Consider the following 21352-nt stretch of genomic DNA (forward strand, 5'->3'; position numbering starts at 1 on the left):
CCGTCGGCGAAAGTTGTTCATAATGAATTTCTTATGCGTCACCCCGTTACTGTTGGGGCCTGCGTTATTTAATTAAGTCAGGCCTGTGTTTCGCGGGGGGGGGAGCTAGTCGTGAGCTTGGATCGAAAACCCTCACCCTTGAATCGATCTTTCTCATTGCAAGACCTCCATAGGGTCCCGAAAGATAGTCATGACTCAGCAACGGGTGATAATAGGCGTCGCAGGTTTCAGTTCCAGCCCACCTTTTTCTAAACCTTAATTGCTCTCGCTCAGCTCGTGCCTGCTTTTCTGGGGTATGATCTTTCCCTCGACTAGCCGACTCAGCGTGAATGAGTCTTGACGAAGCGACCCAAATCATATGAAAGCCTCTTTCCAAAAGTCTCAGACACAAATCGACATCATTGAACGCTACAGGATACGAATTCTCATCCAAACCACCCACTTCTTCAAAAAGAGACTTATTCAGTAGGAGGCATGCTGCGGTCACTGCACTTTGTCGCCGAGTTAGTTGATTAAGCCCTAGGTAACCGGCGTCGCTATCCTCGAGATGGTTGCCAGTATGCGCTGCTAGCCCATTGATTCCCGTTACCACCCCGCCGTGCTGTACCATACGATTCGGCCATAGCAACTTTGCCCCAACCGCGCCAACACCTGGGCGGGTCAGTTGGGCAACCATTTCCTTGAGCCATCCACTCTCAATGACCTCAATATCATTATTGACCAAGCCGATAACATCGCCCGTGGCCACACTCGCAGCTCGATTGTTAATGGTTGAATAGTTGAAGGGATGGTTGTGCTCTAGAACTTTTACGCCTCGTGCCTTGATATCGCCTAAGTAAACTAAGGTGTCCGGGTCACTTGACTGGTTGTCGACCACGATGACTTCTAAGTCAGGATAATCTGTCCTTGTCAACAAACCTTCAATGCAAGCATGCAACAATTTGTACTGATCGCGCGTGGGTACTATTAGGCTCACGCGCGGCAACTTCTCCGGTACAGACCAGTGAGCTCTGAGCAATGCGGGGTAGTTGTGCACTCTGCTGACCAGCGACCCGGGTGCCAATGCATCGCATAACCATTCCATGGCCTTCAGTCGTTCAGGCGACGGAGCTGCTTGCTCCGGGCTGGCAGCTGTGTGATTGGCGCGGTGATAGAGCACGTGGGGAAAATGTACCACGCTCAGCCCACTTCGCTCCGTAGCCAGGGCAATGCCCGCAACCAAGTCATGCCAACCAACGAGCATCGGCCCGTTGCGGCTAGCCAGCAAATCCATTGCTTCGCTGACGATACGCTGCCCGAAGATAGCTCCTGGCGAAAAAATGTCGGCGCCAATGAATAGGTCCAGGTCCCACACAGGTTTCAACCAAGGTGAGGTGCGTTCGCCACTGGGGCCGTCCCGATCACAATCGGCGTAGGCCCACGCGCTCCCTTCGTCGAGTAACCCGCTCAGGTGCGCAAGTGCAAATGGTGCCAAGCGATCCCCAGCGCTTACTGGCAAGAGGCGGTCACAGCCGGACGTGAGCAATTGTTCAATTGCTGAGCCTAGATCTGTCGATGGCGCATACGCCAGCGTGTAATGGGCAGGGCTGTAATTTTCCAGACTTGATAGGGTGCGTTGTTCTAACGCGGCGGTGCCCTCGGTGATCAACAGTAGACCGAGTTTACCTCGCAATGCAGGGGCACCATCTTCGTCAAGCCGCTGAAATGCATTGAACCACTGCGGATAGCTGTCCCAACCGGCACTCTTGGGTAGGCGAATGCTTTGTTCTTTAGCGACCGCATTCAGCATCTCCAGTGTTTCTGCATCCTGTGCAGGATTCAATTTGCTGATTAGCCCTTCAACGCCCTCCGGCCAGCAGCACAAGCGAATGGGGCTACCAGCCAATGGCTTGCCAAGATCATTGACGATTTCCAGCACATGCACCTTGCCATCGGCCAACTCCCAGGGCAGATCGATGCCGAAACCGTGGTCACTTGTGGCGCGGTACGCCAAGGCCTGGTTGTGCTCATTACATACCGCCCGACCAACCACTTGATCGCCTTCCCGTACCGTAACCTCCACATGTCGATCAGGTGCCTTTGGATCCCAGCACCAACCACCGACACGCAAGCCGCCTGTATGCCAAACCTGGGACGCAATCGAGGCACTGTCGTCACTGGGTGCTGCCGGGAGCGACAGTTGACCTTCCAATTCGAATGACTGGTTGGCGATGCGTGCGGTGATCAAGCATGCCTCGTCAAGCCAGCGCTGGCGCAATTGCACGGCAAAGCCATGGTACTGGTCGCCCATTGGCGCGTTAGGCTCATATTGGTCGGCGCGCGCCAGAGCAACGCTGGCTCCATCGATGAACACCTCGATGACAGGCCGGTTTTCCGGTTGCGTGTTGTCCATCGCCCAGCCGTGCAGTACGTCCCCCTGAAGGCCAAATATGGCGCCGCTGAAGGCGGGTAGGGCGACCGGCTGAGCCGTTTGCTTTTGATCCAGAAGGTGTTCGGTCATTGGAGCAGGCTCAGGGTGAAAGGCAAGGCGGTCAGGGCTGCGGCCCCTGTGTCGCTTGCCAACAAATTGGAGGGTGCGAACAGCGGTATACCCAGCTGGGCTGCCAAGCGAGGGGCCGCCCAGTCGCTGCCAGGATTTTCAGCCAGGCTGAGCACAGCATCACATCCGGCGGCTTGGGCTCGCTCGGCCAAGGTGAAGCCATTCAAGTCGGGCAGCACATGAACGGAACCGGTGGCTTGCAGTTGTTTCAGCAGGGGGCCATCGCTTGGCGCAACCAAACGGATGGACAATTCCGCGCGTTTAATATGCCTTGCAACATCCAGCCAATGCTGGGCAATGCTGGCATCGCGCAGGCTGTCACCAATGACGAGTGATTGAGGCATAGGCACAGCCAAACCGCTGGTTGCAGCAGTCGCCTCTGTCACTAAGTTGGAATCTGGCAGCGCATCGCTGTAAACAGGTTGTAGCGCTGGCCATGGCAACTGAACGCTGGCCGCTTCGCGAGCAAAACGCCGCCAGTCATAATCACCCCGCGGATCGAGCAGGCGGCCGTCGTTGCACAGAATGCGGTACGGAATGTCCAGCATTGCCGGCAGATCACATAAGCCAACCGGACAGCGTGCAAGGTTCTGGAACAACATTGCCTGCAATGGCAGGCTGCGCAGGCATTCGACCAAGTGAGTGAAATCGCCCGGCAGTTCGTACTCCAGATTCAGAGGCAAGGGGCACAATGGGGCGGTCAGCACTACCCAAGTTCGATGACTGCTGTGGTGATAAGCCAAGCTGAAAGCGGCATCGTCATTTGAGCCATCGTGGATGTAGAGCGTTCTGTCCTCACCCATCTGCCAACTGAGATTTCGCTCGCTCGCCGGTTTACGTACCAAGTGCTCAAGGCGCGCTTGCTGTAAAGCCTGGCGTGCAGGCTTGATAGGGTCGCGCAGGCAGAATGCTTGATAGCTGCTGGATGCGTCGGGGTAGCGTTGGCGCAAGGTTGCGTTGTTCACCGCCACCCGCATTACCTTCTCGGCACCGAACGAAATACCACCCTGGTGTGCCACAAACACGTTAGGCGCCCCCATGTGCCGCCAGCCGTGGCTGCGGGCGCGCAGGCACCAGTCGGTTTCTTCACCGTAGCCCCGTGCCAGGTGTACTTCGTCCAGGTAGCCTACCTGGTCCAGTGCGGCCCGCTTGATATAGAGGCAAAAGCCGCAGCCCGTCTCGATTTCAACGGGCGGGCTGGCCACCTGCCGGGCGAGTTCATCCAGTTCGGCCTGGGCCTTGGCGCTGGGCATTTCGTGGCAGATCTGGCTACGGGGGAAGCTCATCAGCTCGCCGTTATTGGTGAACGGCGTTACCGACGCAATGCGTTCGTCGCTATAAGCAACTGCCCGCAACCGATCCAGCCAGGCGCCGTGCACGCGGGTATCAGCGTTGAGCCACACCACGTCCTTGCTCGGGCTAAGGGCCATGGCGCGGTTCATGGTACGGATGAAACCGAGATTGACGGCGTTGTTGATCAACGTGATCTTGCCCTTGGCAGCAAGCACCTTGAGTGCCTTGGCCAGGGCAGGGACCGGCGTCTTGTCTTCGATAACCACCAGGCGGTGCGGGGTGCGGTTCAATTTGCGGGCGTCCAGCGCGCTGTTGATGCACTCCAGTGTTTCCTCAAGGCCGTTATAGACCGGAATCAGCACATCCACTGGGTTGTTTTCGCCGCCACCTACGCTAGCAGGCGGAACGAAGACCGGCATGGCGTAAACCGGGCTGCCTAGCAGGGGCATACCGTTGGCAAATTGAACGTGCACTGCAGGGGTCGGGTTAGGCACGCTCACCCGCAAACCACCATGGTTCGCTGGCAGCCCCGCTGCGCCAAGCAGCGGGTGGGCGGCGCTGGCAGTCGCGTTAATGCGAGCGCCATTGGCTTCAATCTGCAGCGCTGCGGGCGCTTGCAGATTCTGCAAGTCGATCGCCCAGCCCTGAATTTCCTTCTGTTCCGGCAGATAGCGCACAACACCAATAGTGCCCGGGGCGTCGCTTTGCGCCGCCAGCAGCTTGACTACCAACCCGAGCTCTTTACCTGTCTGGATATCGGGCAAGTGAGCCAGGATCGTGCGTCGCAACTCGGCAGGCGTTTCTGACCGGCTACGAGCCTCCCATAGGGTCAGCCGCAGCGCCAGATCGTTGGGTTGAAGTTTCCAGGCATTTGTAAGGTAGCGCGTGGCCATCTCGAAGTGGCCTTGCGTCAGTAGGCTACGCCCCACCAACGCGTGAACGTCGGCCCGCTCGGGCAATGCCCTGGCGGCATTGGCAAAATATAAAAAAGCCAGCTCGGGCGTCTGCGGCAAGGCCGCGATGCCTTTCCATACGAGTGCTTCGGCCCGATACTCGGGAACCTGCAACGCACGTTCGAGTGCAGTTGCCGCCGCGTCATGCTCGTTGGCCTGACGGTGGCGGTGGAAGATGCCCATGAGCGTCTCTCGCCCATGGTCGAGTTGTCTGGACATAAGCTTGGCTTGGCTACAGATAATAAAAAGAGGGGCGACCCGAAAGTCGCCCCTTTGGCATATGCCCGGCCCTGAGGCCGGACATACGCAGCGCTACAGCAGGGCTAGTTACACTTGGCCGTGCAGTACAACGACGTTGTCGATGTGAGCGATAGCTTCGGCGGAACCAACGATGCCCAGAGCTACGTCGGCGTGAGTGCCGCCGTTCTCCAGTACAGCTTCCCAAGCAGCTTTGCCAGCGTCGTCAGCAGCACGGCCGGTAGCCGACTGGTACAGAGCGTCAATGAAGTCGCTGTTGGACTTGTCGGTAGCTTCAACCGAACCAACGATGCCTTTGGCAACGTCTGCGCGGCTGGTGCCGTTGAACAGCTGGGATACCCAAGCGTCCAGGCCAGCTTCGTCGGCTTCGCGGCCCAGAACGCTGGTGTACAGGTCACGGACGAAGTCGCCATTGGACTGGTCGCGGTCCTGAGCTTCCTCAGACACAGCGATAGCTGCAGCTACGTCGGCCAGCGAAGCGCCGTTGGCCAGTACAGCCTGCCATGCATCGGAGCCAGCTTCGTCAGCGTCGCGGCCCAGCAGGGTGTTGTACAGGTCGTTGATGCTGGCTTCGGTAGCAGCACCGCCGAACTCGGCAGAGTTCAGGAACTGGTTGGCGATGTCAGTCAGCGAAGTACCTTCGTTCACCAGGCCGGTGAATGCCTTGGCGCCTTCAAGGTCAGCGTCGCGACCCAGGATGCCTTGGTACAGGCGCAGGGCTGCTGCTTCTTCGTCGCTGTGAGCCAGGGCTACAGTGTCACCGTTGGCGAACGACAGGAACTCAGCGTTGCTGATAGCAGCGGTCTGGTTGCCGGTCAGGTTCACGGTGAAGTTGTTGCCGACTGCGAAGTCGTAGTCTTCGGCAGAGCCGTCCAGTTGAACAACGTCGTAACCTTCGCCAGTGTTGACGATGTCAGCGTGGTTGCTGCCGCTCAGGATGACAGTGTCATTGCCCGAACCGGTGGTCACGTTGTTGTTGCCAGCGCCAGCGATAACTACGTTGTCGCCATTGCCGGTAACGATGGTGTCGTTGCCGTCGCCAGCGTCGATCAGGGTGTTCTGGTCGCCTTTAACGGTGATTACGTCGTCACCGTTGCCGGTAGCTACTACCAGTTCGATAGCCGAGGTGTCGACCGCAGCCAGTGCGAACGCTTGAACGTCGGCAGCTGGGGCAGCAGCTTGGCCTTCCAGGTTCACGACCAGGTTGGCGTCGCTCTGCAGGTGGTAAACGCTGGCGCCAGCAGCTTCAGCTGCGGCCAGGTCCAGTACCACGGTGTCGCCTTTAACGCCTTCAACAGTGCCTTGAACGATGCTGGCAGCACCGGATTCTGGCAGCTGAACGGTAGTGCCGGTGATACCAGCAACCGAAACGGTCTCTGCGTTATCCAGGTTCAGCAGGCTGTTGATGGCCTCGATGGTGGAGTCGGACAGGTTGGCGCTTTCGGCGGTCAGAGTAGCTTGTACGTCGCTGCTCGATACGGGATTATCGTATTGCATGGTGTATTCCTGTTACTTCAGGCCGGTTGGCCTGCTGCAATAGTAGTCTGCTCAGTTGCAGAGTTTTCCCACGGAGACTTAAGGCGGGCAGCGTTCATCTTCGTAACGGGGGTCAGGGCGATATGCAGCGCCACCAGCGGCTCGTTGCCGGTGGGGCCATGCATCATCTGATTGGCGACCAGGCGTTGTGGTTCGGCATTGCCGAACACCACAACGCCAGTCAATTCGTAGTGTTTGCGCAGAGGGCCGACAAGGCTGAAACCAACACACAGTAGTGGTAGGCCCTGCGCCTTGGCGCCGACGAACGTCCCCGTCGACACATTGCGACAAGGCCCTGAGCCAGCCACCATGCAGGTGTAGAGCAAATCTACGCCCACCGGTTTTTCAGCCCAGTCGACGGCAAACGATTCAATGAAGTCTTCGGTACCGGGTGCACCTACCCAACCCTCATTGGAGGTTACCTCACCCGCCTTTTTCAGGTGGGCGGTAAGCGTGATGGGCAAGGGTTTGGCGCTGGCAGCAATGGCCTGGGCTGGCTCAGCAGTCGCGACAACGGCATAGGTGCGCATGATGGCCGGCGAGGTATCAATGCGGTCGATGCGAAGGTCGATCGGGTCGATCACTTCGTCGAACATGTGGTATTCGGTAATCAGAACGGTGGTTACACCACCTTTGACCCGAGCCACAATGGTGTCGCCCAGTTTGGTCAGCATGTTTTTGCTGACGCCCTCGGCGGGGAAGAAGTCGATGGAGCCTTTGCCCAATGGTGCTTGCTGTAGAGCGATGCACACGGGCTTGTCGGCAGGTGGCTGCGAGGCGTAGCGGAAGATGTACATGCCCGGCTCGAGCAGCGTAACCCGGGAACTGATTTTCAGGCCGTCAAGGGTCTGCGAAGGCATAGACATGGCGTTGTTAAGCTCCTTTTAAGCAAAAACACTGGTAGCTAACTTGCTCAAACCCGTGCGTGCACCAAGCGGCCGGTTAAGGCTCCCTGCGAGTGGCGAAGATGCCGTCCGAGGGAAGGGTTGTCAACCAAGAAATCTAAAAAAAATTTCATATCCTTCCGGAACTTAGCGCTGGCTTTCGCGCTCTCGAGGGGCTGGTTTTAGTACCCGACAAAAATAATAGGGTTACCCAGGCTGGAGAGAAATATCTGAAAAATCAGCAGCCTATCCAAAGCGCTACGCAGGTTTCGCCTCGGCCTGATTTTTTTGACTAAGCCTTTGCAGGAAGGTTTGACCTACTAGCCGTTTGTCGCCTTGTGTTGCGTCTGGCGAACGGTGGAGGTTCAGGGCCGGATTGCTCAGCAAACTTTCATGAATAATCGCGGCTGGTCGGGGAACGAGCTGGTTTCCGGATAATCTGAGAGCCAGACGTACCTATGCGGGTGTTACACTGCCTGCCGCTTCCGCCTTCCTCAGTATGGATACCATGAGTTCACAATCCGAAAATAATCTGCAAGCTGCCCTTAAAGCTTGTAAAAGCAGCTTCCTTTCGGTCGGTTTCTTCAGCTTCTTCGTCAACGCGCTGATGCTGGTGCCTACCTTCTTCATGATCCAGGTATCGGGTCGAGTCGTGCCCTCCAGCAGCACTTCAACATTGCTCATGTTGACGCTGATCCTGACCGTGCTGCTACTCACAATGGGGGCACTGGAGTGGGTACGTTCTCGCATCATGGTTCGTATCAGTAACCGTCTGGATGTGTTGCTCAGTCGGGATGTATACCGTGCAAGCTTCAAGCGCGCGCTGACCAGTGGTGGTGCGGATGCAACTGCGCAATCCTTGAATGACCTCACAGCCTTGCGCCAATTTTTTACTGGGCCAGGCTTGTTTGCTTTCTTCGATGCTCCCTGGTTTCCGATTTACACCATCGTGATGTTCCTCTTTCACCCGTGGTTCGGCTGGATGACGCTGGCGTGTGGTGCCGTTCTGTCGGTGCTGGCTGTCGTCAACCACCGTCTTACAGGGCAGGCGTTGGCTGCGGCCAACAAAGAGAACGTGGCTTCCAACGTGGTAACGACCAAGACGCTGCGTAACGCCGAAGTGATCGAGTCTATGGGTATGCTCGAGACGCTGATGAACCGGTGGGCTAAACGCCAACGCAACATCATGATGCTGCAGTCACAGGCCAGTGACAAAGGTGGGATCGTAAGCTCTACCTCTAAAACGTTCCGTATGTGGTCGCAGTCGATCATGCTGGCCATTGGCGCGTATCTGGTCGTTACCCATGAAATCAACCCCGGGTTGTTGATGGCGGGCTCGCTGCTGCTGGGGCGTGCGCTAGCGCCGATCGACCAGATGATCAGCAGCTGGAAAGGCTTTGTCGCAGCCAAAGTGCAATATGACCGCCTCAACAAAGTGATGGATGACCTGAACAATGAGCCTGAGCGTATGCCATTGCCTGCGCCAGAAGGCCACATCCAGGTCGAGAACCTGATCGTAGCGCCCCCTGGTGCCAAAGCTCCTGTATTGCGAAGCATCAGTTTTGTAGCGCCGGCAGGTTCAATCGTGGGCATCGTTGGCCCGAGTGCGGCAGGCAAATCCACGCTGGTGCGCGCATTGATGGGGATCTGGCCGCCGCAGCATGGCGTGGTGCGTCTTGATGGCGCCGATATTGCCAGCTGGGATAAACAGGCGCTGGGCCCGTATGTGGGCTATTTGCCGCAAGACATCGAACTGTTCGAGGGCAGCATCAGCGAAAACATCGCGCGGTTCGACAAGGTTGACCCTGAAAAAGTAGTGCAAGCCGCGCAAATGGCAGGTGTGCATGAAATGATCCTGATGTTGCCAGATGGCTACGACACGGTCATTGGTAGTGAGGGCGTGAACTTATCGGGCGGTCAGCGCCAACGGATCGGTCTGGCGCGCGCCATTTACGGCAACCCGCGCCTGATCGTGCTCGACGAGCCGAACTCCAACCTGGACGATGTGGGCGAGCGTGCATTGGGCGTGGCCCTGCAAAAGCTCAAGGAAACTGGCGCCACGGTATTTATCGTTTCTCACCGCCCCAATATCCTTACCCGCCTGGACCGTATTCTGGTAATGGCCGGCGGCACCATTTCGCTGTACGGCGAGCGCGATCGCGTTATCGCTGAACTGGCCGCCCAGCAAGCCAAGCTTCAGCAGCGTGGGGCGCAAGCGGCGGCTGCCCAGGCGCCTGCCACTGCGCCAACTGCTCCACCCGCGCCAGATGCTGCCCCTGCTGGGCCGGCGGCGGTTGTGCCCGCCACTACCAGTACTGGCGTTTGAAAGGACTTCTAGATGAGCAGTAAAGCAATTACAAATTTCGACCACAATTTCGATGACATGCCAACGTCGGACCGCGGTATACGCCGGATTGGTTTGACCATCGTCTTTGTCACCTTCGGCATTTTCGGTACCTGGGCGGCTTTCGCCCCTTTGAGCAACGCAGTGCACGGCACCGGCGTGGTCACCGTGCAGAACTATCGCAAAACCGTGCAGCACCTGGAAGGCGGTATCGTCAAAGAGTTGCATGCCCGGGATGGTGACCTGGTGAACAAAGGGGACCCGCTGATAGTGCTGGACGAGTCACAGCTCAGCGCTGAATACGAGTCCACCCGCAACCAGCTTATCGTTGCACGCTATAAAGAGGCACGCCTGCGCGCCGAGCGCGACGGCCTGGCGTCGATCCCTTCGGTGACGATGGAGGGCACCGACTCCAGTCGTGCCCAGGAAGCGTTGGCCGGGGAGCAGCAAGTGTTCAAGGCGCGGCATGATTCTTTGCAGGGCGAAATTTCTGTCAACCGCGAGCGCATCCAGCAAATGCAGCAGCAGATTGCTGGCTTGAACGACATGATTCGCACCAAGACAGGCCTTGGGAAGTCCTATTCGGGTGAAATCAAGCAACTGAAAGAGTTGCTGGCGGAAGGGTTTGTCGACAACCAGCGGTTGCTGGAGCAGGAGCGTAAGCTTGACATGCTCAAGACCGAAGTGGCTGACCACCAGTCCAGCATCACCAAGACCAAGTTGCAGATTGGCGAGACCGAACTGCAAATCGTGCAGTTGAAGAAGAAGTTCGATGCCGATGTTGCCAAGGAGCTTTCCGACGTACAGGCTCAGGTGTTCGACCTGCAGGAAAAGGAAGCAGCGCTTCGCGATCGCCTTTCCCGCGTAGTTATCCGTGCCCCTGAAAGCGGCATGGTACTGGATATGAAGGTGCACACCATTGGCGGTGTCGTCAGTGCCGCAACGCCGCTATTGGATATCGTGCCAGCGCAGTCCGAGCTTGTAGTAGAAGCCAAAGTAGCCCCGCGGGATATCGACCGGCTGGAATTGGGCAAAACTGCGGACGTCCGCTTCTCGGCTTTCAACCAGGCCACTACGCCGATCATCGAGGGTAAGCTGACGCGCATTTCGGCGGACAGCCTGGTTGATGAGCGCTCGGGCGATCAGTACTACCTGGTGCGCGTTAAAGTCACCGAAGACGGCATGAAGAAACTGGCCGGTCGCAAGCTGCAACCTGGCATGCCGGCCGAAGTCTTGATCAATGCAGGCGACCGCACCATGCTGCAGTACCTGCTGAAACCGGCGCGCAACATGTTCGCTGAATCGCTGATTGAGGAATGATCGTGCTGCGTTTGCTACCGGGAGTAATATTGTGCATGGTCGCCTGGCAGGCGGTGGCCGTGGAGGGGAGGGGTGGCGAAGGCGTTGCTCCGAAGGGCGTGTCGGCTTCTACTTATGCGTTGGACCTGGCCGGGTTGTACCGGGAGGCACGCCTTGAAGACCCGCGGGTGTTGGCGGCTTACGCACGGGCGCGCTCTGCGAGTGAGCAGCAGCGTGCCGCGCTGGGTGGGTTATTGCCCCAGGTGTCGGCCAATGCCAACTCCAGCCGCATTCTGCGGAAGAACGAACTCGAGCGCGACATCTACAACACCGAAACCTATTCGCTCAGCTTGACCCAGTATCTGTACAACAAGCCGGCTTGGGAGCGTTACCAGAAGTCCAAGAGCGTAAAGGCACAGAAGGGGTTTGAGGCGGAGGATATCTTGGCGGAGGCCACGGTCGACCTGGCCAAGCGCTACTTCGTAGCGCTGGCGGCAGACGACGAGTTGGCCCTGGTCCAGGCGGAGCGCCGGGCCACCCAGAAAAACCTTGACCGCGTCAGTAGCATGTTCGACCGGCAAATGGCCAAGATCACCGACAAGCTGGATATGCAGGCGCGGGTAGACTTTTTGCTTGCGCAGGAAGTGGAAGCGCGCAACCAGGTGCAGGTCAGCCGCGAGGCGTTGGCCGAGATTGTCGGGCGCCCGATTACCGAGCCGCTTAGCCGGGTTCGTAATGACGTGGCGTTGCAGGCGCCTACCCGCCCCTTGCAGAACTGGATCACTCAGGCTATTGAAACCAACCCAATGCTCAAGTCGTACCAAAGTGGAGCAGACGCAGCCACAGCGGCGGTGCGCGAAGGCAAGGGTGAGCACTATCCGCAGTTGGGCCTGAGCTTGACTGCGCAGCAGAACGACCAAGGTTATGACAACACCCAAACGCCGCGCAGTGACAGCTATGTAGCGTCGCTGGGGTTGAAAATCCCGATCTACAGCGGGGGTTCCACTTCTGCTCGGGTGCGTGGGCTGTACGATGATCAGCTGGCAGCTGAAGAGCAGTTGGAGGGCGTGCGGCGCCAGGTGGTCAAGGAAACTACCACTGCCTACCTTACCGCTCAGGCCGCTGTCGAGAAAATTCGCGCCAACCGCAATGCGTTGTCATCGGCGCAGCAGTCCAGCCTGGCGGCGCAGAAGGCATTTTCTTTCGGCGTGGTCAATGCCGTGGATGTGCTGACCGCAGTTCAGAACGAATTCAAGGCCCGGCGCGACCTGCTGAAAACTCAGTACGACTTCATCACCAACCTGTTTCTGCTGAACCGCTGGGCAGGGGAGTTGACCGAGGAAAGCGTCCACAATGTCAATGTCTGGCTTAGCCCGGTGCCTGAAACCAGCCTGCCGGGTGGTGATGTGGCGCGGGTCAATGCGCGCGGCTGATTGAGCGCCCGACGGCAGGCAGCGGTCCACATGGGCCCCGCCTTCCGTTTCAGACCTTTCCTACACGCTAAATGCTGGCAAGCCATTGCGCGGGTACTTATCCTTTAGCTCATCAGCTAGGTCGTTCATCCGTTGCACCTTCCCCAAGGCGCTGGCCGGCAAGCCGTAAATGGCACAACCCGCCACGCGGTTATTTTGCGAGTCGAGTCCTCCGTCCGACCTATGTATACTTCCGCATCAAATCTTTACACGCGCGGCAGGAACGGCCCGCGTGGTTCCATCATTTATCCATGCCCGCACGGCACTATCGGAGTTGGTTAAGTCGCATGAAAGCAATCGTTACGGGGATCACTGGTCAAGACGGCGCCTACCTGGCGGAACTGCTGCTGGACAAAGGTTATACCGTTTACGGCACCTACCGTCGCACCAGCTCGGTCAACTTCTGGCGCATCGAGGAGTTGGGTATCCATACCAACCCTAACCTGCACCTGGTCGAATACGACCTCACCGACCTGTCGGCCAGCATCCGTTTGCTGCAAACCACCGAGGCCACCGAGGTATACAACCTCGCCGCACAAAGCTTTGTGGGTGTGTCGTTCGAGCAACCGCTGACCACCGCCGAAATCACCGGCCTGGGCGCGGTCAACCTGCTCGAAGCCATTCGTATCGTTAACCCCAAGGCGCGCTTCTACCAGGCTTCCACCTCGGAAATGTTCGGCAAGGTGCAAGAAATTCCGCAGGTCGAAACCACCCCGTTCTACCCGCGCAGCCCTTACGGCGTGGCCAAGCTCTACGCTCACTGGATGACCATCAACTACCGTGAGTCGTACAACATCTTCGCTACCAGCGGCATCCTGTTCAACCACGAGTCGCCACTGCGTGGCCGTGAGTTCGTGACCCGCAAGATCACCGACTCGGTAGCCAAGATCAAGCTGGGCCTGCTGGACAAGCTGGAGCTGGGCAACCTCGACGCAAAACGTGACTGGGGCTTCGCCAAGGAATACGTTGAGGGCATGTGGCGCATGCTGCAGGCTGACGAACCGGATACGTTCGTGCTCGCCACCAACCGTACCGAAACCGTACGCGACTTCGTTACCATGGCCTTCAAGGCAGTTGGTATTGAAATCAAGTGGAGCGGCAAAGACGAAGCGGAGCAGGGTAGCTGCGCTGCAACCGGTAAGGTACTGGTTGTCATCAACCCGAAATTCTACCGCCCAGCCGAAGTCGAACTGCTTATCGGCAACCCGGAAAAGGCCAAGAACGTGCTGGGCTGGGAGCCCAAGACCAGCCTCGAAGAGCTGTGCCGCATGATGGTCGAAGCCGACCTGCGTCGTAACGAACAAGGGTTCTCGTTCTGATGCAAATGGCCAGCAAACGCGCACTCATCACAGGTATACACGGGTTCACCGGCCGTTACATGGCGGCAGAACTACGAGCTGCTGGCTATGAAGTTTTCGGCACTGGCAGCCAGCCCCTGCAGGCCCCTGACTACCGTCAGGTCGACCTTGCTGATGGGCCTGGGTTGCGCGCGTTGCTGGCCGAACTGCAGCCGGATGTCATCGTCCATCTGGCTGCCATTGCTTTTGTAGGGCATGGTGCTGCCGACGCGTTCTATCAGGTCAACCTGATAGGTACGCGCAACCTGCTCGAAGCTATTGCGGCCTGCGGCAAAACACCTGAGTGTGTGTTGCTTGCCAGCAGTGCCAATATTTACGGCAACGTTTCCGAAGGGCTGCTGAACGAGCAGACGCCGCCGGCGCCCGCCAATGATTACGCGGTCAGCAAACTGGCCATGGAGTACATGGCCAGGCTGTGGTGCGATCGGCTGCCTATCGTTATCGCGCGGCCCTTCAACTACACCGGTGTCGGGCAGGCAGACAACTTCCTGCTGCCCAAGATCGTCTCGCACTTTCGTCGCAAGGCCGAAGTGATCGAGCTTGGCAACCTGGATGTCTGGCGCGACTTCAGTGACGTGCGCGCGGTTGTCCAGGCCTATCGTGGCTTGATCGAAGCACGGCCGGTCGGGCAGGCGATCAATGTCAGCTCTGGTACAACCCATTCGTTGCGCGAAGTGATCGGGAGGTGCTCGGCTATTACGGGGCACCAACTCGAGGTACAGGTGAATCCGGCTTTTGTCCGCGCTAACGAGGTCAAAACCCTGTGTGGTGACAACGCAAAGCTGCGGGCCTTGTTACCTGGCTGGGAAACCCCGTCGCTGGATGAAACGCTGGGTTGGATGCTTGCTGATAAATGAAGCTTATCCTTTCTGTAGAGTCGGTGCGCTTTCCGCTCACCGGCATTGGGCGTTATACCTATGAATTAGCCTCGCGGCTGCAGCACGCTGAGGAAATCAGCGAGTTGCGGCTGTTTGCTGGTCGCAAGTTTTTGCCCGAACTGGTCGCACCTTCTGACCAGTCCGACGCTGTGCACGGCCTGAAGCGCTTTGTGCAGAAAAACGCACTGGCTGTGGAAGTGTACCGGCGGCTGATGCCCATTTTGCGCAAGCAAGCGCTGCGCGGGCATGAAGACTTCATCTATCACAGTACCAACTTTTACTTGCCGCCATTCGCGGGTCCGCGGGTCGCGACGTTTCACGATTTGTCGCCGTTCACTTGGGCGCACTGCCATACGCCGCAAATCGCGCGGTATCTGCAAAAGGAGCTTACGCAAAGCCTCAAGCGTGCAGATGCCTTGATTACCGTATCGCACTGCATGCGACAGGAACTGGCCGACTATTTCAATTGGCCGCTGGACCGGATTCACGCGGTACCCCTGGCCAGTTCACCACAGTTTCACCCCCGCAGCCCCGATGCCCTGCGTGAGGCTCTGGCCCGCCATGGCCTGCAACCGGGCGGCTATAGCCTGTTCGTTGGCACCATCGAGCCGCGTAAGAACATCGTCTCGCTACTGGATGCCTACAGTCGTCTGCCGCTGGCCCTGCGCCAACGCTGGCCGTTGATTCTTACCGGTTACCATGGTTGGCGCAGCGAAGCCATTCATGACCGTATCGCCCAGGCGCAGCAGCAAGGTTGGGCCCACTACCTCGGGTTCGTGGCCAGCGCAGACCTGCCTTTGCTGTTCGCCGGCGCGCGCCTGTTCACCTTCCCGTCGCATTACGAAGGGTTTGGCTTGCCGGTACTTGAAGCCATGAGCTCCGGGGTGCCCGTTGTGTGCTCCAACAGCTCGTCGCTGCCTGAGGTGGCAGGCCCGGCTGCGCTGATGTGCGCACCTGATGATGTAGAAGGGTTGACTGCATTGTTGCAGAAAGGGCTTGAGGACGAAGCCTGGCGGGCAACGGCGGTGCAGCAGGGCCTGTTGCATGCCGGCGGCTTCTCGTGGGAGCGCTGTGCCCAGGCAACGGTCGAGGTTTACAAGTCGGTCAGGGAAAGATGATAAAGGTTCTGCATTTTTTCAAAACGTACTATCCGGACTCCATGGGCGGTATCGAGCAGGTAATCTTCCAGATTGCCGAAGGGACTCAAGCCCACGGCGTTGAACCTGAAGTGCTCTACCTCAGCCCACGGGGCTCAGGGCGTGACGAACGCGTGGCCAACCACCGCACCCATCGGGCCAAGCTCGATTTGCACGTCGCCTCCACGGGCTTTTCGCTGTCGGCAATGAAGGATTTTGCCGAACTCGCCAGGCAGGCAGACATCGTGCATTACCACTTCCCCTGGCCGTACATGGATGTTGTGCACTTCCTGGCCCGGCTGAACAAACCGACCGTGGTCAGCTACCACTCCGATATCGTCAAGCAAAAGTGGCTGCTCAAGCTCTACCAGCCCTTGATGCGGCGGTTCTTTTCCAGCGTTGATCGTATAGTTGCATCTTCGCCGAATTACGCCGCGCATAGCCCGGTGCTGACCCAGTTCAAAGACAAGGTCGCCATAATTCCCTATGGTCTGGACCGGTCCACTTATCCCGCCGCCAGTGCCGAGAAGCTGGCCTATTGGCGGCAACGCCTGGGCGAGCGTTTTTTCCTGTTCGTTGGCGCCTTGCGCTATTACAAGGGCCTGGATTATTTGCTGGAAGCCGCGCGTATCAACGGCTTGCCGGTGGTGATCATGGGGGGCGGCTTCCTTGAGCATCAGCTGAAGCAGCAGGCGGCGGAGGCGGGGTTGCACAATGTCCAGTTCCTGGGCGGGCTGCCGGATGACGACAAGGCGGCGTTGCTTGAACTGTGCTACGCCTTCGCTTTCCCGTCCCACCTGCGTTCGGAGTCGTTTGGCATCTCGCTGCTGGAGGCGGCCATGTATGGCAAACCGCTTATCTCCTGCGAAATGGGATCGGGCACCACGTTCATCAATCTGGCCGACGAGACGGGGCTGGTAGTGCCTCCACGCGATGCCGCAGCGCTGGCGCAAGCCATGCAACGGTTGTGGGACGATCCGGCCATGGCCCAAACCATGGGAGGGCGGGCGTTGCAGCGCTATGAGCAGGTATTCACCGCATCGGCCATGGCGTCTGGCTATGCCGAACTCTATCGTAGCCTGCTTTAGCTGTTCACCCGCGCAGCCAAGCAGCAAGTCCGGTCGGCCATTGCGGCACCCAAGCGCGTTGCACGGTGGTGGATCGGGCAGTGGTTGCGCCCTGGCAATTTCCGTTTAAACCTGCGCCCCGTTGACTCGAGACAGAGCTATATGGAAAAACGCACGATACTCGTTACAGGTGCAAGCGGCTTCATCGGCAGCGCGCTATGCCGTCAGCTGGCCAGTAACGCGGGCTTCGATACCCGAGCCGCACTGCGTGGCAATGGCCAGGCGCCCGTTGCGGGTGCGCAAGCGGTGCGCATCGCTGACCTCGCCGCCAGCACCGACTGGGCTGCAGCACTGGCCGGTGTCGATACTGTGGTGCATGCCGCTGCCCGGGTGCATGTCATGAAGGAAACTGCCAGCGACAGCCTGGCCGAGTTCCGTCGGGTCAATGTCGAGGGCACGCTCAATCTGGCCCGCCAGGCCGCTGCCGCAGGTGTAAGGCGCTTTATCTTCATCAGCTCGGTCAAGGTCAATGGTGAGCTCAGCCAGCCAGGCAAGCCGCTGCATGCTGATGATGTGCCGGCACCGCAGGATGCCTACGGGCTGTCCAAGCTCGAAGCAGAGCAGGGGTTGCGCCAGCTGGCAGCGACTACCGCGATGCAGGTGGTTGTGATTCGCCCTACGCTGGTCTACGGGCCGGGGGTCAAGGCCAATTTCCATAGCATGATGCGTTGGGTGCAGCGTGGTGTGCCACTGCCATTCGCAAAGGTCGACAACCGTCGCAGCCTGGTGTCGGTGGCCAACCTGGTCGACCTGATCATTACCTGCATTGACCATCCAAACGCCGCCAACCAGACCTTCATGGCCAGTGACGGGGAAGACGTTTCCCTCAGCCAGTTGCTGCATGCGCTAGGTCGCGTGCTGGGGCAGCCGGCGCGCCTGCTTCCTGTGCCGGTGGGGGTGTTGCATGGCGCAGCGCAGTTGGTGAGGCGGCGGGACCTCGCTCAGCGCCTGCTCGGCTCACTGCAGGTGGATATCGCCAAGAACCGGCAGTTGCTCGGCTGGTACCCTCCCTACACGTTGGAACAAGGACTGAAAATGACCGCTCAATCTTTGCTGGAAGCGCGCCGCCCATGATCTGGCTCGTTTTGGCGGCAGGCGTGGCAGCATGGTGGATGACGGCAGCGCTGCGGCGTTATGCGCTGTCCCGTAGCCTGATGGATATCCCCAATGCTCGTAGCTCACATACTCTGCCTACGCCGCGCGGCGGCGGCTTGAGCTTTGTGGTGGCTTTCCTGCTGGCAGCGCTTTGTATAGCTCTTACGGGGCATATCGCACCTTACGTGGTAGTCGGGGTGCTGGGCGCCGGGGGGCTTGTGGGGGTGATCGGCTTCATGGACGACCACGGGCATATCGCTGCGCGCTGGCGCCTGTTGGGCCATTTTGCGGCTGCGGCCTGGGGCCTCGCTTGGCTGGGGGGCATGCCGCCCATCAGTGTGTTTGGCTTTACGCTGGCCCCCTTATGGCTGAGCAGCCTATTCGGCGCGCTGTACCTGGTATGGCTGCTGAACCTCTATAACTTCATGGATGGTATCGACGGCCTCGCCAGTGTCGAGGCCATCTGCGTTTGCGTGGGGGCCAGCCTGTTGTACTGGGTAACCGATCATGCTCATCACGCCTGGCTACCCCTGTTGCTGGCTGCGACGGTGGCTGGCTTCCTATGCTGGAATTTCCCCCCTGCCCGCATCTTCATGGGTGATGCGGGCAGTGGTTTCCTCGGTATGGTGCTGGGCCTGCTGGCGTTACTGGCAGGTTGGGTAAACCCGCTATTATTCTGGGGGTGGTTAATACTTTTGGGTGTGTTCGTGGTGGATGCCACATTTACCTTGGTTCGGCGTTTGCTGCGCGGCGACAAGGTTTACGAAGCGCATCGCAGCCATGCTTACCAGTACGCGACCCGCCACCACGGCAGCCACCGCACAGTCACCTTGGCCGTAGCGGCCATCAACCTGGGTTGGCTGTTACCCGTGGCTATGGTGGTCGTGGTATTTCAGCTCGATGGTGCACTGGGAACCTTGGTGGCCTACGTACCTCTGATAGTGTTGGCGTTAATCTATAAAGCAGGGGAAAAAGAATAGGATGAGCAAGCTCCCAAGGCATCCAGCAGGTGAACCTACCCTGCGCCTGGCCCCTGAAACGCCGCCGGCCGTCATTCGCAGCCTGTTTGCGCTGAGGCATGCCAGATGAGCGCAGCGAAGAACAGCAGGGTGCGTGAATACCTCGTTAACCTGTCCAGGCGGCAAAAACGCCTGGTGCAAGTGTGCGCCGACGTGGTGTTGATCTGGCTAGCATTGTGGTTGTCGTTCATCGTGCGCCTGGGCATCGATGAGATGTACAACCCTATAGTCGAGCATCGCTGGCTGTTCATGGCTGCACCGGTGGTGGCCATTCCGCTGTTCATTCGCTTTGGCATGTACCGGGCGGTAATGCGTTATTTCGGTAATGACGCCTTGGTCGCCATCATCAAGGCGGTCACCCTGTCATCGCTGATATTGGCCGTGGTTGTGTATTGGTACAGCAACCACCAGGTCCTCGTCCCTCGCTCCATCGTGTTCAACTATTGGTGGTTGAGCATGGTGATCATTGGCGGGTTGCGCCTGGTCATGCGCCAGTATTTCATGGGTGACTGGTTTACCGGCGCCCATCAGATACCGTTCGCCAGCCGCGATGACGGCTTGGTCAAAGTGGCTATCTACGGCGCTGGCACGGCCGGCAACCAGTTGCTTGCAGCACTGCGCATGGGCCGTGTGATGCGTCCGGTGGCGTTCATCGATGACGATGGCGATCTGGCCAATCGGGTCATTTCCGGCTTGCAGGTCTACAAACCGAAGCATCTGCAGCAGATGATCAAGGAAACCGGAGCGCAAGAGATCCTGTTGGCCCTGCCTTCCGTGTCGCGCGCCCGGCGCAAGGAGATACTGGCCCTGCTTGAGCCCTACCCGCTGCATGTGCGCAGCGTGCCGGCCTTTGCCGACCTGGCCAGTGGCCGGGTCAAGGTAGATGACATTCAGGATGTCGACATTGCCGACCTGCTTGGGCGGGACCCAGTGCCAGCCCAGGAAGATCTGCTCGAACGCTGTATTTACAAGCAAACGGTCCTGGTTACCGGGGCAGGGGGCTCCATAGGCTCAGAGCTTTGCCGCCAGATCATCGGGCTCGGGCCTACTACATTGCTGCTGTTCGATCATAGTGAGTACAACCTCTACGCGATTCTTACCGAACTGGAGCAGCGCATTGCACGCGAATCGCTTTCGGTGAGGCTGTTGCCCATTCTGGGCTCAGTGCGTAATCAGCAACATCTGGCAGATGTGATGGCGACCTGGCGTGTAGCCACTGTCTATCATGCGGCCGCTTACAAGCATGTGCCGATGGTTGAACACAACATGGCCGAGGGCATTCTGAATAATGTCTATGGCACGCTCTGTACGGCGCAGGCGGCTCTGCAGTCAGGCGTCGCGAACTTTGTGCTCATCTCCACCGACAAGGCAGTACGGCCTACCAATGTAATGGGCGGCACCAAGCGGCTGTCGGAGTTGATTTTACAAGCCCTCAGCCGCGAGACGGCTCCCGTGTTGTACGGTGACAGCAGCAAGGTTGCGCGAGTCAATAAAACCCGCTTCACCATGGTGCGGTTTGGCAACGTACTGGGGTCCTCTGGCTCGGTGATACCGTTGTTTCACAAGCAGATCAAAAGTGGTGGCCCGATCACGGTTACGCACCCAAAAATCACCCGCTATTTCATGACTATCCCCGAAGCTGCCCAGTTGGTCGTGCAGGCCGGGGCTATGGGCCAAGGCGGGGACGTCTTCGTTCTCGACATGGGCGAGCCGGTGAAAATCGTAGAGCTGGCCGAAAAAATGATTCACCTGTCGGGCCTTAGCGTGCGTAGTCCAGCGAACCCCAGCGGCGATATCGCAATTGAGTTCACAGGGTTGCGCCCGGGGGAGAAACTGTTTGAAGAGTTGTTGATCGGTGACGACGTTTCTCCTACGGTTCATCCCATGATCATGGTGGCGAATGAAGATTATGTAGGCTGGGAATTTTTACGTGAACGTCTGGGTGTAATGCTCAACGCTGTTGCCGTTGATGATTTTGCCCGTATCCGTCAATTACTGAGGGAATTGGTCAATGGCTACGCGCCATCAGGTGAAATTGTCGACTGGATCTACCAGCAACAACAAAAAAGCTAATTGCTGCTTTTCGGTCTGCGCCGTGCCTTGCTGAAGGGTAACCAGGTCATTCATTCTCCCGTTACCGAATTCATGACGTTGAACCCTC

At 58.4% G+C, this 21352-nt stretch carries 14 protein-coding genes; 10 read left to right on the top strand and 4 right to left on the bottom strand.

Translation table 11 applies throughout. The features are described 5' to 3' along the window. Positions 1-64: 64 nt before the first annotated feature. The 4 genes from K4A76_RS06555 to K4A76_RS06570 form a co-directional block, all read right to left on the bottom strand. Positions 65-2500 carry a glycosyltransferase family 2 protein gene (locus tag K4A76_RS06555; RefSeq protein ID WP_274411756.1) on the bottom strand — a complete coding sequence of 812 codons (2436 nt, stop codon included), beginning with the start codon at positions 2498-2500 and terminating at the stop codon, positions 65-67. Continuing rightward, entirely contained in the window at positions 2497-4968 is a 2472-nt protein-coding gene (locus K4A76_RS06560) for a glycosyltransferase (protein WP_274411757.1), read from the bottom strand. Before K4A76_RS06560 ends, K4A76_RS06555 begins: the two co-directional genes overlap by 4 nt. A 144-nt stretch (positions 4969-5112) precedes the next feature. Then, entirely contained in the window at positions 5113-6540 is a 1428-nt protein-coding gene (locus K4A76_RS06565) for a DUF4214 domain-containing protein (protein WP_110677910.1), read from the bottom strand. 17 nt (positions 6541-6557) lie between these two features. Beyond that, entirely contained in the window at positions 6558-7439 is an 882-nt protein-coding gene (locus K4A76_RS06570) for a hypothetical protein (RefSeq protein ID WP_274411758.1), read from the bottom strand. A gap of 532 nt (positions 7440-7971) precedes the next feature. On the opposite strand from K4A76_RS06570, the gene K4A76_RS06575 reads away from it, so the two are divergent. The 10 genes from K4A76_RS06575 (at position 7972) to K4A76_RS06620 (ending at position 21264) form a co-directional block, all read left to right on the top strand. After that, on the top strand, positions 7972-9789 hold the full coding sequence (locus K4A76_RS06575) for a type I secretion system permease/ATPase (protein WP_110677914.1): 1818 nt from the start codon (positions 7972-7974) through the stop codon (positions 9787-9789). 12 nt (positions 9790-9801) lie between these two features. Next, on the top strand, positions 9802-11127 hold the full coding sequence (locus tag K4A76_RS06580; RefSeq protein WP_274411759.1) for an HlyD family type I secretion periplasmic adaptor subunit: 1326 nt from the start codon (positions 9802-9804) through the stop codon (positions 11125-11127). Further along, positions 11124-12539 carry a TolC family outer membrane protein gene (locus K4A76_RS06585; RefSeq protein ID WP_274411760.1) on the top strand — a complete coding sequence of 472 codons (1416 nt, stop codon included), beginning with the start codon at positions 11124-11126 and terminating at the stop codon, positions 12537-12539. The genes K4A76_RS06580 and K4A76_RS06585 overlap by 4 nt, the downstream gene beginning before the upstream one ends. A gap of 326 nt (positions 12540-12865) precedes the next feature. Further along, on the top strand, positions 12866-13897 hold the full coding sequence (gene gmd / locus K4A76_RS06590) for a GDP-mannose 4,6-dehydratase (RefSeq protein WP_054911853.1): 1032 nt from the start codon (positions 12866-12868) through the stop codon (positions 13895-13897). After that, a complete protein-coding gene (locus K4A76_RS06595) occupies positions 13897-14793 on the top strand; it encodes a GDP-mannose 4,6-dehydratase (protein WP_274411761.1) in 897 nt (298 codons plus the stop codon). Before gmd ends, K4A76_RS06595 begins: the two co-directional genes overlap by 1 nt. Next, positions 14790-15932, top strand: coding sequence for a glycosyltransferase family 4 protein (locus tag K4A76_RS06600; protein WP_274411762.1), 1143 nt, complete (start codon positions 14790-14792; stop codon positions 15930-15932). The genes K4A76_RS06595 and K4A76_RS06600 overlap by 4 nt, the downstream gene beginning before the upstream one ends. After that, positions 15929-17038: a glycosyltransferase family 4 protein gene (locus tag K4A76_RS06605; protein ID WP_029885246.1), complete on the top strand. Its 1110-nt coding sequence runs from the start codon at positions 15929-15931 to the stop codon at positions 17036-17038. The genes K4A76_RS06600 and K4A76_RS06605 overlap by 4 nt, the downstream gene beginning before the upstream one ends. A gap of 141 nt (positions 17039-17179) precedes the next feature. Continuing rightward, positions 17180-18151 (top strand): UDP-glucose 4-epimerase family protein, encoded by a 972-nt coding sequence (locus K4A76_RS06610; RefSeq protein ID WP_274411766.1) that lies wholly within the window; start codon positions 17180-17182, stop codon positions 18149-18151. After that, on the top strand, positions 18148-19152 hold the full coding sequence (locus K4A76_RS06615) for an MraY family glycosyltransferase (RefSeq protein WP_274411768.1): 1005 nt from the start codon (positions 18148-18150) through the stop codon (positions 19150-19152). Before K4A76_RS06610 ends, K4A76_RS06615 begins: the two co-directional genes overlap by 4 nt. Positions 19153-19257: 105 nt before the next feature. After that, entirely contained in the window at positions 19258-21264 is a 2007-nt protein-coding gene (locus K4A76_RS06620; protein ID WP_054911858.1) for a polysaccharide biosynthesis protein, read from the top strand. The last annotated feature ends 88 nt before the right edge of the window (positions 21265-21352 follow it).

This window comes from Pseudomonas sp. NEEL19 (assembly GCF_028751975.1).
GTDB classification, from domain to species: Bacteria; Pseudomonadota; Gammaproteobacteria; order Pseudomonadales; family Pseudomonadaceae; genus Aquipseudomonas; species Aquipseudomonas juntendi.

Excerpts from the sequence above, each read along its gene's own strand:
- K4A76_RS06555 (WP_274411756.1), bottom strand. The coding sequence starts at position 2,500 with ATGACCGAACACCTTCTGGATCAAAAGCAAACGGCTCAGCCGGTCGCC.
- K4A76_RS06560 (WP_274411757.1), bottom strand. The coding sequence starts at position 4,968 with ATGGGCATCTTCCACCGCCACCGTCAGGCCAACGAGCATGACGCGGCG.
- K4A76_RS06565 (WP_110677910.1), bottom strand. The coding sequence starts at position 6,540 with ATGCAATACGATAATCCCGTATCGAGCAGCGACGTACAAGCTACTCTG.
- K4A76_RS06570 (WP_274411758.1), bottom strand. The coding sequence starts at position 7,439 with ATGCCTTCGCAGACCCTTGACGGCCTGAAAATCAGTTCCCGGGTTACG.
- K4A76_RS06575 (WP_110677914.1), top strand. The coding sequence starts at position 7,972 with ATGAGTTCACAATCCGAAAATAATCTGCAAGCTGCCCTTAAAGCTTGT.
- K4A76_RS06580 (WP_274411759.1), top strand. The coding sequence starts at position 9,802 with ATGAGCAGTAAAGCAATTACAAATTTCGACCACAATTTCGATGACATG.
- K4A76_RS06585 (WP_274411760.1), top strand. The coding sequence starts at position 11,124 with ATGATCGTGCTGCGTTTGCTACCGGGAGTAATATTGTGCATGGTCGCC.
- gmd (WP_054911853.1), top strand. The coding sequence starts at position 12,866 with ATGAAAGCAATCGTTACGGGGATCACTGGTCAAGACGGCGCCTACCTG.
- K4A76_RS06595 (WP_274411761.1), top strand. The coding sequence starts at position 13,897 with ATGCAAATGGCCAGCAAACGCGCACTCATCACAGGTATACACGGGTTC.
- K4A76_RS06600 (WP_274411762.1), top strand. The coding sequence starts at position 14,790 with ATGAAGCTTATCCTTTCTGTAGAGTCGGTGCGCTTTCCGCTCACCGGC.
- K4A76_RS06605 (WP_029885246.1), top strand. The coding sequence starts at position 15,929 with ATGATAAAGGTTCTGCATTTTTTCAAAACGTACTATCCGGACTCCATG.
- K4A76_RS06610 (WP_274411766.1), top strand. The coding sequence starts at position 17,180 with ATGGAAAAACGCACGATACTCGTTACAGGTGCAAGCGGCTTCATCGGC.
- K4A76_RS06615 (WP_274411768.1), top strand. The coding sequence starts at position 18,148 with ATGATCTGGCTCGTTTTGGCGGCAGGCGTGGCAGCATGGTGGATGACG.
- K4A76_RS06620 (WP_054911858.1), top strand. The coding sequence starts at position 19,258 with ATGAGCGCAGCGAAGAACAGCAGGGTGCGTGAATACCTCGTTAACCTG.